The organism is Thermomonas fusca DSM 15424, assembly GCF_000423885.1.
In the GTDB taxonomy this organism is placed as follows: domain Bacteria; phylum Pseudomonadota; class Gammaproteobacteria; order Xanthomonadales; family Xanthomonadaceae; genus Thermomonas; species Thermomonas fusca.
Map to the genome: position 1 here is coordinate 55,374 of NZ_AUIV01000008.1, position 15,481 is coordinate 70,854.

Sequence of the window (15,481 nt, forward strand, 5' to 3'; positions counted from 1 at the left end):
GACCATGGACTGGATCCAGAACGACCACGCTGACCGATTCGCGCTGCTCGAGCACGCCGGCACCGCGCTGGAGCGCGCCTGCCGCGCCGCCATCCAGCGCGATGGCGAAGCGTTCCTGGCACTGGCCGGCGGGCAGACGCCGCTGCCGCTGTACGCCTGGCTCGGTGCGATCGACTGGGCGGGCCGGGTGCTGGCCGTTCCCACCGACGACCGCTGCGTGCCGCATGCGCATCCGGCCTCCAACGTCGGCCAGCTGCAGGCCACGCTGGGCGGCAACCCGCAGGCCAGCGTGCTGGCGCTGACGTCGCCGGAAGGCGGCGCGGACGATTCGCTGGCGCTCGCGCGCGCGGCGATGGCGGCGCATCCGCAGCCGTTCGACCTGGTGCTGCTGGGGATGGGTGCCGACGGTCATTTCGCCTCGCTGTTTGCCGGCGCCGCCGGGATCGAGGAAGCGCTTGCGCCGACTACCGGCACCGACGTGGTCGCCATCACCCCGCATCCGCTGCCTGCGTCCGCGCCATGGCCACGGATCAGCCTGACCCTGTCGCGGCTGCTGCGCGCGCGGGAAATCCACCTGCTCGCCACCGGCGAGGACAAGCGCGCCGTGCTCGATGCATGCCGGGCCAGCGCCTCCGCGCCGTATCCGCTGGCCGCCCTGCTGCACGCGGATGCGCTGGCGCCGATCAACATCCACTGGAGTCCATGATGTCCACCGCCGCGCTGCATCCCGCCGTCGAACGCGTCACCGCCCGCATCGCCGCGCGCAGCCTGGCGACGCGCCGTGACTACCTCGCCCGCATGGACGCCGCACACGCGGCCGGCCCGTACCGCTACAAGCTGTCCTGCGGCAACCAGGCGCATGCCTTCGCCGCATCCGGCGAGGACAAGCCGGCGCTGCGCGGCGGGCGCGGCGGCAACATCGGGATCGTGACCGCCTACAACGACATGCTCAGCGCGCACCAGCCGATGGAGCAGTACCCGTCGCTGATCCGGATGGCCGCGCGCAACGCCGGCGGCAGCGCGCAGGTGGCCGGCGGCGTGCCGGCGATGTGCGACGGCGTGACCCAGGGCCGCGACGGCATGGAGCTGTCGCTGTTCTCGCGCGACGTGATCGCGCTGGCCACCGCGGTCTCGCTATCGCACGACAGCTTCGATGCAGTGCTGTGCCTGGGCGTATGCGACAAGATCGTGCCGGGCCTGCTGATCGGCGCGCTCAGCTTCGGCCACCTGCCGGTGATCTTCGTGCCGGCAGGGCCGATGCCGTCCGGCATCCCCAACAAGCAGAAGGCCGAGGTGCGCCAGCGCTACGCGCTGGGCCAGGCCGGCCAGGACGAACTGATGGATGCCGAGGCGGCGTCCTACCACGCGCCGGGCACCTGCACGTTCTACGGCACCGCCAATTCCAACCAGATGCTGATGGAAGTGATGGGCCTGCACCTGCCGGGCACCGCCTTCGTGCCGCCGAACGGGCCGCTGCGCAGCGCGCTGACCGTCGCCGCCGCCGAACAGGCGCTGCGCATCACCGCGCTGGGCGGGGACTATCGCCCGCTGGCCCACACCATCAATGAGAAGGCCATCGTCAACGCGATGGTGGGGCTGGCGGCCACCGGCGGCTCCACCAACCACGCCCTGCACCTGGTGGCGATCGCGCGCGCCGCCGGCCTGCTGATCGACTGGGACGATCTGGACGAACTGTCGAAGGCCACCCCGCTGCTGGCGCGGGTGTATCCGAACGGTTCCGCCGACGTGAACCATTTCGAAGCCGCCGGCGGCATGGGCTTCGTGATCTCGCAGCTGCTGGATGCCGGCCTGCTGCACGAGGACATCCTGTGCGTGCACGGCGGCGGCCTGCGCCAGCAGGCCCGGCAGCCGTACCTGGACGATCTCGCGCTGCGCTGGCGCGACCCGCCGGCCGCCTCGCGCGATACCGACATCGTGCGCCCGGTCTCCGCACCGTTCGACAGCGAGGGCGGCCTGCGCCGGCTGCAGGGCAACCTGGGGCGCGCGGTGGTCAAGATCTCCGCTGTCGCCCCGCAGTACCGCCGCCACGAGGCACCGGCGCGGATCTTCGAATCGCAGGACGCACTGCTGGCGGCATTCAAGGCCGGCGGGCTGGAGGGCGACTTCATCGCGGTGGTGCGCGGCCAGGGCCCGCGCGCCAACGGCATGCCGGAGCTGCACAAGCTCACCCCCACGCTGGCGGCGCTGCAGGACCGCGGCCAGCGCGTGGCCCTGCTCACCGACGGCCGCATGTCCGGCGCGTCCGGCAAGGTGCTGGCGGCCATCCACGTGACCCCGGAAGCCGCCGATGGCGGCGCGCTGGCGAAACTTCGCGAAGGCGACCTGGTCCGCATCGATGCCGAAGCCGGCAGCATGGATGTGCTGGTGGATGCCGCCGAATGGCAGGCGCGGGACGTGGTGCTGCCGGATCTGGCCGGCAACCAGTCCGGGATGGGCCGCGAGCTTTTCGCATTGATGCGCGGCAGCGTCGGCTCGGCGGAGAGCGGTGCCTGCTCGCTGTTCGGGAACCACGGCGCATGAGCCATTCCAGCCTCGCCCTGGTCGGCGACATCGGCGGCACCAATGCGCGTTTCGCGCTGGTCGACCTGGATGCGCCCGAGATCGAACTGCGCGAATCCGCAGCGCTGCCCAATGCGGACTTCGCCAGCCTCCAACACGCCATCGAACGCTATCTGGCAGGGGTCAGCGAGAAACCCGCGCGCGCGGCGCTGGCGGTGGCCTGCCCGGTGGGCAGCGACGAGATCCGCCTGACCAACCGCGCCTGGTCGTTCTCGCGCAGCGAACTGCAGCGCACCCTGGGCCTGTCCGAGCTGCGCATGCTCAACGACTTCGGCGCGGTGGCCTGGGCGATCCCCGCGCTGTCGCCCGAACACTTGGTGACCCTGCACGGCGCGCCGGAACCGCCGCAGCGCGGCCCGGTCAGCGTGCTCGGCCCCGGTACCGGACTGGGCGTTGCGATGCTGGTGGGGTCGGAAGCGAACGGTTGGCACGTGGTGGAAACCGAAGGCGGCCACGTCGGCTTCGCCCCGATCGGCGACGAGGAGCGCGCGATCGCGGCGTGGCTGACCGCCCAGCACGGGCGCACCTCCACCGAACGCCTGCTGTGCGGCAAGGGCCTGTCCGAAATCGATGCGGTGCTGCGCGGTTCCGGCGCGGTGCTGCCGGGGCAGCTGCCGCAACCCGGCGAAACCACGCTGCGCGCGCCCGTGCTGCGCGATCCGGCTGAAGTCGTGGCGGCCGCGCTGGACGGCCACGACCAGTCCGCGCGCCGCGCGCTGGCCCGGTTCTGCGCGGTGCTGGGCAGCGTGGCCGGCGACTGCGCGCTGATCCACGGCGCGCGCAGCGTGGTCATCGCCGGCGGCATCGTGCCGCGCTTCATCCCGTTCCTGCGCAGCAGCGCGTTCCGCGAACGCTTCCTCGCCAAGGGCCGGCTGGCGCCGCTGCTGGAATCCCTGCCGGTGCAGGTCATCACCCATCCCCATCCCGGCCTGCTCGGCGCCGCCTGCGCGCTGCGCGCCACGGAGTTCTGAGCATGTTCGACAGCGCCCGCCACAGCCAGCTCGTCGACGCCGTGTTCGCCCGCGCGCCGGTGGTGCCGGTGATCACCATCGAACGCCTCGAAGACGCCCTGCCGCTGTGCCGGGCGCTGGCCGACAACGGCCTGCCGGTGCTGGAAGTGACCCTGCGCACCGCCTGCGCACTGGACGCCATCGCCCTGCTGGCGCGCGAACTGCCGCAGGCCTGCATCGGCGCCGGCACCGTGCTGGGCGAAGCCGACCTGCGCCGCGTCGAAGCGGCCGGCGCCCGGTTCGCCATCTCGCCCGGCTGCACGGATGCGCTGTATGAAGCCGCGAAGGCGTGCGCAACCCCGCTGATTCCCGGAATAGCGACAGCCTCCGAGCTGATGCGCGGGCTGGAACACGGCTGGCAGCGCTTTAAGTTCTTCCCCGCCGAGGCCAGCGGCGGCGTGGCCGCGCTCAAGGGCTTCGCCGGCCCGCTGCCGGTGGCGCGCTTCTGCCCCACCGGCGGGATCGACATCGCGAAGGCACCGGCCTATCTGGCGCTGCCCAACGTCGCCTGCGTGGGCGGCTCGTGGATGCTGCCTGCCGATGCCATCAAATCCGGCGACTGGGAACGCATCGGCAAGCTGGCGCGCGAGGCGGCGGCGCTGCGGCGCTGACCGTCCACGCCATCCACGCACCGTAGTCACGCCGGCCAGCCGGCAAGAAAAAACCCCGCCGGCTCGCACCGGCGGGGTTGGCTTTTGGCCCAGGGATGCGGCTGGCTTCAGAACTTGTAGCTGGCGCCCAGCAGCAGGGTGCGGCCCCACTTGATGGTTTCCAGCGGGCGGTCCTTGGTACCGGCATAGGTGCGATAGGACTCGTCTCCCAGGTTGCTCGCCTGCAGGAGCAGGCTCAGGCCCTTCAGGCTGCTGTCGTCGCTGAAGCTGTAGCTGACCTGCGCGTCGGTGATGTTCTCGCCGACCACGTAACGCAGCGAACGGGCGCCATCGAAATTGCCGATTTCGCCGATGAAGTCCGAGCGACGGCGGTTGTTGACGCGGAACTCGAAGCCGTTGCGCTCGTAGTAGGCCGTGAAGTTGTAGACGCGCTTGGACAGGCCCGGCAGGGTGATCGGGTCGTTGCCGATGCTGCTGGAATTCTCCGGGGCCAGGATCTTGATGCTGCTGTCGGTGAAGCTGGCGCTGGCCACCATGCCGAAGCCGGTGAACGCATCGCCGAACATCAGGTCCAGCGGCATCGACGCGGTCAGCTCCAGGCCCTGCAGCTTGCCGCCCTTGCCGTTGAACGGCGCGCTGTAGTTGCCGGTGTTCTTCACGGTGACGCCCGGCGGCAGGGTGCTGCCGTTGACTTCCAGCCACGACGCCACCTGGTCGGTGAAGTCATAGCCGTCGCGGGTCTGGGTGAAGATGTAGCTGGTGAGATCCTTGTAGAAGTACGCCGCGGCGATGTACGCCTTGGACCCGAAGTACTTCTCCCACGACAGGTCGAACGCGTTGGCGCGCCACGGGGCCAGCTCCGGGTTGCCGCCGCCGCCGCCGGGCTTGCCAGTGGTGGTATCGACGCCGAAGTCGAGCGAGGCGCGCATCTGGTCGACGCGGGCACGCGCCACCTGGCGGGCCAGGGCCACGCGCACGGTCTGGTCGTTGGCCAGCGAGAAGGCCAGGTTCATGCTGGGCAGCACGTCGGTGTACTTGGTGCCCTTGTGGATCGGCAGCGCACGGCTGCCCACCGGCCTGGTGGAATCCCAGTAGCGCGCGTCGGACGACTGGTCGGTGTACTGGACCTGCACGCCGACGTTGCCGCGCACCGGCACCGAGCCCCACGTGGTGTCGATGTTCGCCTTGAAGTAGCCGGTGGTGATCCGCTCCGTCACGGTCCAGGCCTTCGGGATCAGGTAGTCGAGGTCATCGACCGGATTGAAGGTCATGTAGCGGGCGACGGCGCCCGGCACGTTCCAGGACGGGATCATGCCGACACCGGCGAAGCCCAAGTCGACCAGCCCGTACTGCAGGTCGGACGCGATGGTGGTATCCCCCTGCGCGCCGACGTTGATGCCGCCTTCCGGCTGCCACTTCTGCTTCTGGCGGTCGGCGTAGTTGAAGCCCACGTCGATGCCGGAGAACACGTCCGCCATGGCCGCAGGCGCCGGGAACTCGCCGCCGAGCCGGAAGCTGCTCAGCTCGTCCTCGACGCGCGGGGTCTTGCCGTAGCCCGAGCCGTAGATGGTGCCGCGCAGGTAGAGCGCGTCGGGGTTCGAGTAATCGCGGCCCGGGTTCAGCTGCGGGAAATTCCCGCCGGTGTAGTCCAGCACCACGGAATCCAGTTGCGGCGCGGGGACCAGCTGGGTGTTGTTCTCCAGGTTGGTCTCGTTGCGCTTCGCTTTAGACCAGCTGACATCCGCGAGCAGCTTGGCCTGGCCGACGAACATCTCGTTCTTCCAGCCGAACGCGTTGATCTCGTCCTTGCGGCGGTTGTACATCCCGCGCACCAGCGGATAGACGTTCTCGGCGGTGCCACCGGTGAAGGTGCCGTTGCCGTTGATCTGGGCGCCCACCACGTTCAGACGGCCATAGCCGCCGTTGTAGTCGCCGAGGTTGACTTCGAACTGGTTGGCGGTGTCTTCCTGCTTGGCCTGCGAATGGAAGGCGTCGAAGGTGCTGATCCACGCATCGGACGGACGGAACTCAAGGGTAGCCATCACGCCGTCGCGCTTGGTGTAGCCCGTGCGGCGCAGCGCCTTGATGCCGTTGGAGTAGAAGGTCCCCGCCGCGACACCGGGGCGCCAGTTGTCGCCGATCTTTTCCCACGGCTCGTACAGGCCGACCTGGTTCTCCTGGATCGGCGTATCGGAGTGCGAATAGCCGATCGAGTAGCCGACGGTGCGGCTGGCGGACTGGCCGATATAGCTGGCATTGAAGCGGTTGCCGGTGGCGCCCTGGTTGGCGGCGGAGCCCAGCGAGTTGCGCTGCCAGCGGCCGCTGATCGCGATCACCGGCTTGTCGTAGTCCAGCGGACGCACGGTGCGCATGTTCATCGTGCCGGACAGGCCCTGGCCCACCAGCGCGGCGTCGGGCGTCTTGTAGATGGTGACGCCGGCCATCAGCTCGGACGGATACTGGTCGAACTCGACGCTGCGGTTGTCGCCGGTGCTGACCAGCTCGCGGCCGTTGAGCAGCGTGGTGGAGAAGTCCGGCGACAGGCCGCGCACGCTGAGCACCTGCGCACGGCCTGCCACGCGCTGCGCAGCAATGCCGGGCAGGCGCGCGATCGATTCGGCGATGCTGACGTCGGGCAGCTTGCCGATGTCCTCGGCGGAGATCGCCTCGACGATCGAGGTGGAATCCTTCTTGATGTCGATGGCGCGCTCGATGCCGCCACGGATGCCGGTGACCACGACGGTGTCGAGGTTCTTGGCGTCGTCTTTCTTCTTCACGCTGGCCCGTGCGTCTTGGGCGCCCGCTGGCGCGTCCTGTGCGGCCGCTTGCGCGGTCAACAGCAGCGCGGCCGACGCCAACGCCACGCTCAACATATTTCGCTTCAAGTGGACCATGTTCCCCTCCAGAAATGGTTTTCGGAAATGGCGGGCTGTGGTCGCCCGCTCCTCATGCCTGCGCCGCGCGCATCACATGAACATTGCGATGGTAGTCGCGCCATCGGCCAACAGAAGATGCTGCATACGTATTCATTGCAGCTTCCGGCGGATGCCGTGCAGCCCGCGCCAATGCTGGCTTGCAGCAAAAAACCAATGGCGCCCGCAGGCGCGCCGGCGCGCCCGCCGAAGCGTCCGCGCAAGGCTCAGGGCGACGCCGCGGAAACCGCTTCCGGCGCAACCGGCAGCAAGCGCACCGCCGCGCCGCCACCGCCGGCCAGCCACAGCGGCAGCACGTCGCCGAGGGCCACGATTGTTTCCTCGCTGACGAAACGGAAGCGCGCATCGCCCTGGAACGAGGCACCTTCGCCGTCGCGATAGATCTGCGCGCGGTAGCGTTTTCCGGGCTCGAGGAAATCCAGCGCCAGTGCCAACGTCCGCGGATTGCGGTCGTTCATCGCGCCGACGAACCACTCGGGCTTTCCACGCGCCTTGCGCGCGATCGCCACGTACTCGCCCACCTCGCCGGCCAGCAGTTTCGACTCATCCCAGTCCACCGCGACATCCTTGATGAAGCGGAACGCTTCGGGATGCGCGGCGTAATGCTCCGGCAGGTCGGCCACCATCTGGATCGGGCTGTAGATGCCGACGTAGAGGGCCAGCTGCCGCGCCAGCGTGCTCTGGATCTCCTGCCCGTTGCGGCCGGTCAGGCTGACGATGCCGGGGGTGTAGTCCATCGGCCCGGCCAGCAGGCGGGTGAACACCAGCGTGACCTCGTGCTCCGGCGGGTTCGGCGGGTTGCCCCAGGCGTTGAACTCCATGCCGCGCGCACCCTCGCGCGAAATCCAGTTGGGATACGTGCGGCGCAGGCCGGTGTCCTTGATCGGCTCGTGGGCATTGATCGCCACGTGGTGCCTGGCCGCGTCGCGCACCACCCGCAGGTGGTGGTTGCTCATCCACTGGCCCTCGTGCCATTCGCGCAGCACCGGCGCGCCGGGCGCGTCCTGGCGCTCGATCTGGCCGGCATCGCAGACATAGCCGGTCTTGACCGCGTCGATGCCCAGCGCTGCGAACTTCGCGAACGCGGCGTCCATCTGCCGCTCGTAGTGGCTGACCGCGCAGGCGGTTTCGTGGTGGCCGATCAGGTGCACGCCCTTGCCGCCGGCGTACTTCGCCAGTGCGGCAAGGTCGTAGTCCGGGGTGGGTTTGCTGAAATCGAAGCCCCAGCCGTTGGCGAACCAGTCGCCGTCCCAGCCCACGTTCCAGCCTTCCACCAGCACGCCGCGGAAACCATTGGCGGCGGCGAAGTCGATGTAGCGTTTGGTATTGGCGGTGGTGGCGCCATGCCTGGGACCGGTCGCCCAGCTCTCCTTGTCCAGGTGCAGCGACCACCACACGCCGACGTACTTCGACGGCTTGAACCAGCCCACGTCACCGAGCTTGTTCGGCTCGTTGAGGTTGAGGACCAGGTTGGATTCGACCAGCGCGCCGGCGCGTTCGCCCAGCGTGATCGTCCGCCACGGGGTGACGAACGGCGTCCTCCGCACCACCGGCGCCGGGCTGCCCGGCGTCAGCAGCGCGCGCAGTTCACCATCGCCGCCGCGCATCAGGTTCATGCCGGCGTAATCCACCAGCGCCGCTTCGTGGATGCTCAGGTGCAGGCCATCGTCGGTGCGCAGGGTGATCGGCGTCTGCACCACTCCGACCTCGTACAGCGGGGTGCGGTGGTAGAGGTATTCCTCGCGGTTCCATTCCAGCGCCGGAATCCACCACGCGGTGGCCGGTCGCGCGACAACGAATTCGGTCAACTCCTCGACGATCTGCGCTTCCTGCAGTTTCGGCTGCGCGGGCACGTCGTAGCGGAAACCGATGCCGTCGTCGAACACGCGGAACACCATGTCGAAGCGGCGATGGTCGCCGTCCTTCTCGACGAAGCCCGCGCGCAGCTCGTTGTAGTGGTCGCGCACGTAGCGGCGCTCGCCCCAGGGCTGTTCCCAGGTGTGGTCCGTGCTGCGCTGCGCCTGCTTCTCCAGCGCCAGGTTGCGCAGCAGCTGGCGGCCGTTGCGGAAGATGAAGCCCAGCCGCGAATCCTTCAGCACCGGCTTGCCGTCGCGCAGCACCCGATAGGCCAGCCGGCCTTCCCCATTGAGGTCCAGCTGCACCTCGATGCGGCCATCCGGCGACTTCACTTGCGCCACCTGTTCGGCGCTGGCGGTGCCCGGCAGCGCCAGTGCCAGCGCGATCGCCAGCAGCGAAACGCGCACCGGCATATCCATCGTCTTCGCCTGCATGCCCCGCTCCTCCGTTCAGTCGGCCAGCAACGCGCAGGCCACGCCGCGCGGCGGCAGCCGCAGCACGCCAGCCTCCACGGCGGGTGAAGGCAGGCCCGGTACGTCCAGCAGGGTCGCTGGCGCCGGCAGCGCCCAGTCGCAGGCCTGTGCGGACAGGTTGAACGCCAGCAGCAGCCGTTGGCCGGCGTGTTCGCGCACCAGCGCCAGCACCTGCGCCGGCGCGTCGAGGAAGCGGATCGTGCCCTGCACCAGCGCCGGCTGCGCCTTGCGCCAGCGCAGGAAGGCGCGCGCGGCGTGCAGCACCGATGCCGGGTCGCGCTCCTGCGCCTCCACGCTCAGTGTGCGATGCGTTGCCGGCACCGGCAGCCACGGTGCGGCGCTGCTGAAGCCGGCATCGTCCGCGGCCGTCCACGGCATCGGCGTGCGGCAGCCGTCGCGCCCCTTGAAGTTGGGCCAGAAGGCCTTGCCGTAGGGATCCTGCAGCGCCTCGAACGGCACCTCGGCCTCGGGCAGGCCCAACTCCTCCCCCTGGTACAGGCAGACCGAGCCGCGCAGCGAGCAGACCAGCGCGATCAGCTGCCTGGCCATCGCCGCATCGTCGCCCCCGCCCCAACGCGTCAGCGCGCGCTGCACATCGTGGTTGGAGATGGCCCAGCACGGCCAACCGCCGGTCATCTTCGCTTCCAGCGCTTCCACCGTGGCGCGGATATAGGCCGGGCTGCAGTCCGCCGTGAGCAGCTCGAAGCTGTAACCCATGTGCAGCCGCTGCGGCGTGCAGTACTCGGCGGTGGTGGCCAGCGAATCCTCGGACGAGATTTCGCCCAGCGCGCCAGCGTCCGGATAGCGGTCCAGCAGCGCGCGCACGTCCTCCAGCAGGCCGAGGTTTTCCGGCTGGGTGTTGTTGTGGATGTGGTACTGGAAGGCGTAGGGATTGTCGGCGCTGAAGCCGCGCCCGGTGCGCAGGTGCGCTGGCTTGGGCGGATTGTCGCGCAGCTGCGCGTCGTGGAACGGGAAGTTGATCGAGTCCAGGCGGAAGCCGTCGACGCCGCGGTCCAGCCAGAACTTCAGGTTGTCCAGCTGCGCCGCGCGCACCTCGGGATTGTGGAAATTCAGCTGCGGCTGCGACGACAGGAAATTGTGCAGGTAGTACTGGCCACGGCGCGCTTCCCACGTCCACGCCACCCCACCGAAGATCGACAGCCAGTTGTTGGGCGGGGTACCGTCCGGCTTCGCGTCGGCCCAGACGAACCAGTCGGACTTCGGGTTGTCGCGGTCCTGCCGGCTCTCCTGGAACCAGGCGTGGTCGACCGAGCAATGGCTGAGCACCTGGTCGATCATCACCTTCAGGCCCAGCGCATGCGCCTTCTCCAGCACCCGGTCGAAATCGGCCAACGTGCCGAACAGCGGGTCGACGCCGCGGAAGTCGGCGATGTCGTAGCCGAAGTCGGCCATCGGCGAGGTGAAGAATGGCGAGATCCAGATCGCGTCCACGCCCAGCGAGGCGATGTAGTCCAGGCGCGCCAGGATGCCCGGCAGGTCGCCCACACCGTCGCCATTGGTGTCCAGGAAGCTGCGCGGGTAGATCTGGTAGATCACCGCGCCGCGCCACCAGTTCTGTCCAGCCATTCCCGCTCCACGCCCCTGCAACCAGCCCGGACTATGCCGCGCGCCACCGCGGCTGCGGCACTGGCGATGCGTGAATACGTTTACATGCACGGGGTGATGGAAGCGGTGCGGTATATCTACCCCGCCGCCGGTTCCGGCCGGCCACCGCGCGCACAGGGGACCGCATGCCCACCACCGGCACCAACGCCAAACCGCAGCTGTCGTTCTGGCAGATCTGGAACATGTGCTTCGGCTTCCTTGGCATCCAGTTCGGTTTCGCCCTGCAGAACGCCAACGTCAGCCGCATCTTCCAGACCCTGGGCGCGGAAATGGATTCGCTGCCGGGCCTGTGGATCGCCGCGCCGCTGACCGGCCTGCTGGTTCAACCGGTGATCGGCTACCTGTCCGACCGCACCTGGACCGGGCTGGGCCGGCGCCGGCCGTACTTCCTCGCCGGCGCCCTGCTCGCCTCGCTGGCACTGCTGTTCATGCCCGACTCGCCGACACTGTGGATCGCCGCCGGGCTGCTGTGGGTGCTGGATGCGTCCATCAACGTGTCGATGGAACCCTTCCGCGCCTTCGTCGGCGACCAGCTGCCGGTATCGCAGCGCGCCAAGGGCTATGCGATGCAGAGCTTCTTCATCGGCATCGGCTCGGTAGTGGCCAGCCTGCTGCCGTGGATACTGGAGAAATGGGGCGTGGCCAATACCGCCGGGCCCGGCGAAGTGCCGGACACCGTGCGTTATGCCTTCTATGCAGGCGCAGGCGTGCTGCTGGGCGCGATCGCGTGGACGGTGTTGCGCACCCGCGAATATCCGCCGGAAGCGTTGCACGCCTTCGACCAGGCGCCGCCGCTGGATCGCGCGCCGCTCGACCGGCCGCGCGCTACCCGCTTCGGCCTGCTGTGGCTGGCGGTGGGCGCGCTGGGTCTTGCCGGCGTGGCCTGGCAGGGCCTGCCGCGAGAGCTGTACCTGCTGGGCGCGCTGCTGGCCGCCTACGGCGTAGCCCTGCTGGCACTGAACACAGTGGGGCGCGACAACGGCTTTGCCCACGTCATGCACGACATCTACGCCATGCCGCACGCCATGCGCCGGCTGGCGGTGGTGCAGTTCTTTTCGTGGTTCGCGCTGTTCGCGATGTGGATTTACACCACCGCTACCGTCACCAGCGTGTATTACGGCAGCACCGACACCGCCTCGGCCGCCTACAACACCGGCGCCAACTGGGTGGGCGTGCTGTTCGCCGCCTACAACGGCTTCGCCGCGCTGGCGGCGATCGCGATCCCGTGGATGGCGCGCCGCTTCGGCCTGCGCGGCAGCCACCTGGTCAACGTGTCGCTGGGCGGGCTGGGGCTGGCCTCAATTCCGTTCATGCCCGACGAGAACTGGCTGCTGCTGTCGATGGCCGGCGTCGGCATCGCCTGGGCCTCGATCCTGTCGCTGCCGTACGCGCTGCTGTCCGACAGCGTGCCCGCTCAAAAGATGGGCGTGTACATGGGCATCTTCAATTTCTTCATCGTCATCCCGCAGCTGGTGGCGGTGGCCACGCTGGGCTACATCCTCAAGCACTTGTTCGCCGACGATCCGGCGAAGATCCTCGTGCTGGGCGGCGCCAGCATGCTCGTCGCCGGGGCCTGCGTGCTGCGCGTGCCCGAACCCATCGCCCACGCCTGAGGCCCGCCATGCGCCCGATCCGCACCCTCCTCGCCCTCGCCCTGCTCGCCGCCGCCAGCGGCTGCGCCAGCACTTCGCCGCCCGCCGCGCGTACCGCCAGCGACTACTACGGCACGCTGGAACCGTTCGCGCGCGAGGCGGTGTACTTCGTGGTGACCGACCGCTTCGTCAACGGCGACGCCGCCAACGACCAGCGCGGCCAGGGCACCTTCGACATCCCGCTGGCGCCCTGCAACGGCGTGGCCGGCAACATCGGCTACCTCGGCGGCGACTTCCGCGGGCTGGCGGACAACCTCGGCTACATCCGCGAAATGGGCTTCACCTCGGTGTGGATCACGCCCGTCGTGGACAACCCCGACGAGCCGTTCACCGGCGGCACCGCGCCGACCTGCGGTGGCAGCCTCGCCGACAAGGGCAAGACCGGCTATCACGGTTACTGGGGCGTGAACTTCCACGAACTGGACGAACACCTGCCCAGCGCCGGGCTGGACTTCCGCGGGCTGGCCGACGCCGTGCACGCCAAGGGCATGAAGCTGGTGCTGGACATCGTGGGCAACCACGGCTCGCCGGCGTGGGGGATGCAGCGCGACCAGCCCGGTTTCGGCAAGATTTACGACCGTGACGGCAAGCTGCTTGCCGACCACCAGAACCTGCCGCCGCAGCAGCTCGACCCCACGCGCAACCCGCTGCACCGCTTCTACAACAACATCGGCCCGGTCGATGGCGAGAAATACGCCAGCGGCAACCTCGCCCAGCTGTCCGACTTGGACGAACGCAACCCCGCGGTGCTGGACTATCTGGCGGGCGCCTACGAGCAGTGGATCGAACAGGGCGCGGACGCCTTCCGCATCGACACCATCGCGTGGATGCCGGATGCGTTCTGGCAGCAGTTCACCAGTCGCATCCGCGCGAAACATCCCGGCTTCTTCATGTTCGGCGAAGCCTTCGATTACAACGCCGCCACCATCGCCCGCCACACCCTGCCCGGCCACGGCGAAACCAGCGTGCTGGACTTCCCGATGAAGCAGGCGATGGAAGAGGCCTTCGGCCATAAGCAGGCCGGCTTCGAACGGCTGGCGCCGGCGTTGCACCTGACCGGCGGGCCGTATGCGAACCCCTACGATCTGGCCACCTTCTACGACAACCACGACATGCCGCGGATGGACGCCAGCGATGCCGGCTTCATCGATGCCCACAACTGGCTGTTCACCGCGCGCGGCATCCCGGTGGTCTATTACGGCTCCGAGATGGGCTTCATGCGCGGCCGGCCCGAGCACGGCGGCAACCGCAACTACTTCGGCGTGGAGGGCATCGCCGCGGCCAAGGCCAGCCCGATCCGCGCCGCGCTTGCGCGCATCGCCAAGGTACGCGAGGCCTCGCCGGCGCTGCAGCGCGGCCTGCAGGTCAACCTGGAGCTGCAGGGCACGCGCGCGGCGTTCTACCGGGTGTACCAGCACGCTGGCAGCGCGCAGATCGCGCTGGTGCTGCTCAACAAGGGCGATGCTGCGGAACGTTTTGCGATCGATTCGATGCTGCAGGCGGGACGCTGGACATCGGCACTGGATGGCGGCGTGGTCGAGATCGCTGCGGGTGGGACGCTCGAAGCCAGCGTGCCGGCGCATGGCGTGCAGGTCTACCTGCTGGATGCGCCGGTCACCGACCCGGTGCTGGCGGCGGCGCTGGACGCGGCAATGGCGGGCGCGCGGCTGCCGCGATAGTCAGCCGCCGCTGGAGGCCCGCACCACCAGCGCGGGCTGCAGCATCGCGCTTTGCGCCGGCTGCTCGCGCACCTGCTGCAGCAGCGCCTGCACCAGCAGCTCGCCGGCCCTCGAGGTGTCCTGCACCACCGTGGTCAGTGGCGGGTTGGCATACAGCGCCATCGAGGTGCCGTCGAAGCCCACCACCGCCACGTCTTCGGGAATGCGCAGCCCGGCCTGCTTGAGCGCATGCATCGCGCCGATCGCGATCAGGTCGCTGGCGGCGAACACCGCGTCGAACGGCAGCGCGCGCGCCAGCAGCGCATTGGCGGCGTCGGCGCCGGCCTGTTCGGTGCTGTCGGCGTCCACCTGCAGCTCCGGCAGCATCGCCGCTCCGGCCTCGCGCAGCGCCGCGTCGCAGCCCTGGTAGCGGGCGAAGAACTCCGGAAAGCGGTTGGAAGCATCGCCGAGGAACGCGATCCTGCGTCGCCCCTGCGCCAGCAGGTGCCGGCCCGCCAACAGCCCGCCGGCGTGGTTGTCGCAGCCGATGGAAATCCCCGGCTGGCCCTGCTCCACCTGGCCCCAGCGCACGAAATGCGTGCCCTGCTCCACCAGCCGCGCCAACTTGGCCTGGTAGGCCAGGTAATCGCCGTAGCCCAGCAGGATCAGGCCGTCGGCCTTCATGCTGTCCTCGTAGTCGGCGTGCCAGTCGTCGGACAGCTGCTGGAAGGACACCAGCAGGTCGTGGCCGTGGCGGGCGCAGGCGCGGGTGATCGACCCCAGCATCGACAGGAAGAACGGGTTGATGTGCGAATCGTCCTGGGTGGGATCCTCGAACAGCAGCAGCGCCAGCGTGCCGGCGCGCTGCGTGCGCAGGCTGGAGGCGTGGCGGTCCACCTTGTAGTTCAGCTCGCGCACCGCCAGTTCCACCCGCCGCCGCGTCTCCGCGTTGACCAGCGGGCTCCCGGCCAGCACCCGCGACACCGTGGCCTGCGAGACCCCGGCGCGATGGGCGATGTCCAGCGAGGTAACCCGGGTTTTCTTGCGGGAGCGGCGCGCTTCAGTCATGGCCGGAGTGTAG

Annotated in this window: 10 protein-coding genes; 6 read left to right on the plus strand and 4 right to left on the minus strand. The window is 69.2% G+C overall.

What is annotated here, in order from left to right; all coding sequences use genetic code 11:
* The first annotated feature begins 4 nt into the window (after positions 1 to 4).
* From G582_RS15465 to G582_RS0104370, 4 genes are read left to right on the plus strand one after another with little or no spacing between them, the layout of a single operon-like run.
* Entirely contained in the window at positions 5 to 706 is a 702-nt protein-coding gene (locus G582_RS15465) for a 6-phosphogluconolactonase (RefSeq protein WP_051246664.1), read from the plus strand.
* Complete coding sequence (gene edd, locus G582_RS0104360) at positions 703 to 2,541, plus strand: phosphogluconate dehydratase (RefSeq protein ID WP_028838791.1); 1,839 nt, start codon at positions 703 to 705, stop codon at positions 2,539 to 2,541. Before G582_RS15465 ends, edd begins: the two co-directional genes overlap by 4 nt.
* Positions 2,538 to 3,551 (plus strand): glucokinase, encoded by a 1,014-nt coding sequence (gene glk, locus G582_RS0104365; protein WP_028838792.1) that lies wholly within the window; start codon positions 2,538 to 2,540, stop codon positions 3,549 to 3,551. The genes edd and glk overlap by 4 nt, the downstream gene beginning before the upstream one ends.
* Positions 3,552 to 3,553: 2 nt before the next feature.
* Positions 3,554 to 4,201: a bifunctional 4-hydroxy-2-oxoglutarate aldolase/2-dehydro-3-deoxy-phosphogluconate aldolase gene (locus G582_RS0104370; RefSeq protein WP_028838793.1), complete on the plus strand. Its 648-nt coding sequence runs from the start codon at positions 3,554 to 3,556 to the stop codon at positions 4,199 to 4,201.
* Between the two features lie 107 nt (positions 4,202 to 4,308).
* On the opposite strand, the gene G582_RS0104375 is transcribed toward G582_RS0104370, so the two are convergent.
* The 3 genes from G582_RS0104375 to G582_RS0104385 form a co-directional block, all read right to left on the minus strand.
* Entirely contained in the window at positions 4,309 to 7,095 is a 2,787-nt protein-coding gene (locus tag G582_RS0104375) for a TonB-dependent receptor (RefSeq protein ID WP_028838794.1), read from the minus strand.
* Positions 7,096 to 7,340: 245 nt separating this feature from the next.
* Positions 7,341 to 9,410, minus strand: a complete 2,070-nt coding sequence (locus G582_RS0104380; protein ID WP_028838795.1) for a glycoside hydrolase family 97 protein — start codon at positions 9,408 to 9,410, stop codon at positions 7,341 to 7,343.
* 30 nt (positions 9,411 to 9,440) lie between these two features.
* Positions 9,441 to 11,051 carry an alpha-glucosidase family protein gene (locus G582_RS0104385; protein WP_028838796.1) on the minus strand — a complete coding sequence of 537 codons (1,611 nt, stop codon included), beginning with the start codon at positions 11,049 to 11,051 and terminating at the stop codon, positions 9,441 to 9,443.
* A 164-nt stretch (positions 11,052 to 11,215) separates the two neighbouring features.
* Here G582_RS0104385 and G582_RS0104390 point away from each other — a divergent pair, with 164 nt between their 5' ends.
* Positions 11,216 to 12,703 carry an MFS transporter gene (locus G582_RS0104390; protein ID WP_028838797.1) on the plus strand — a complete coding sequence of 496 codons (1,488 nt, stop codon included), beginning with the start codon at positions 11,216 to 11,218 and terminating at the stop codon, positions 12,701 to 12,703.
* 8 nt (positions 12,704 to 12,711) lie between these two features.
* Complete coding sequence (locus G582_RS0104395) at positions 12,712 to 14,421, plus strand: alpha-amylase family glycosyl hydrolase (protein ID WP_038052875.1); 1,710 nt, start codon at positions 12,712 to 12,714, stop codon at positions 14,419 to 14,421.
* On the opposite strand, the gene G582_RS0104400 is transcribed toward G582_RS0104395, so the two are convergent.
* Positions 14,422 to 15,468, minus strand: a complete 1,047-nt coding sequence (locus tag G582_RS0104400) for a substrate-binding domain-containing protein (RefSeq protein ID WP_028838799.1) — start codon at positions 15,466 to 15,468, stop codon at positions 14,422 to 14,424.
* Between the last annotated feature and the right edge of the window lie 13 nt (positions 15,469 to 15,481).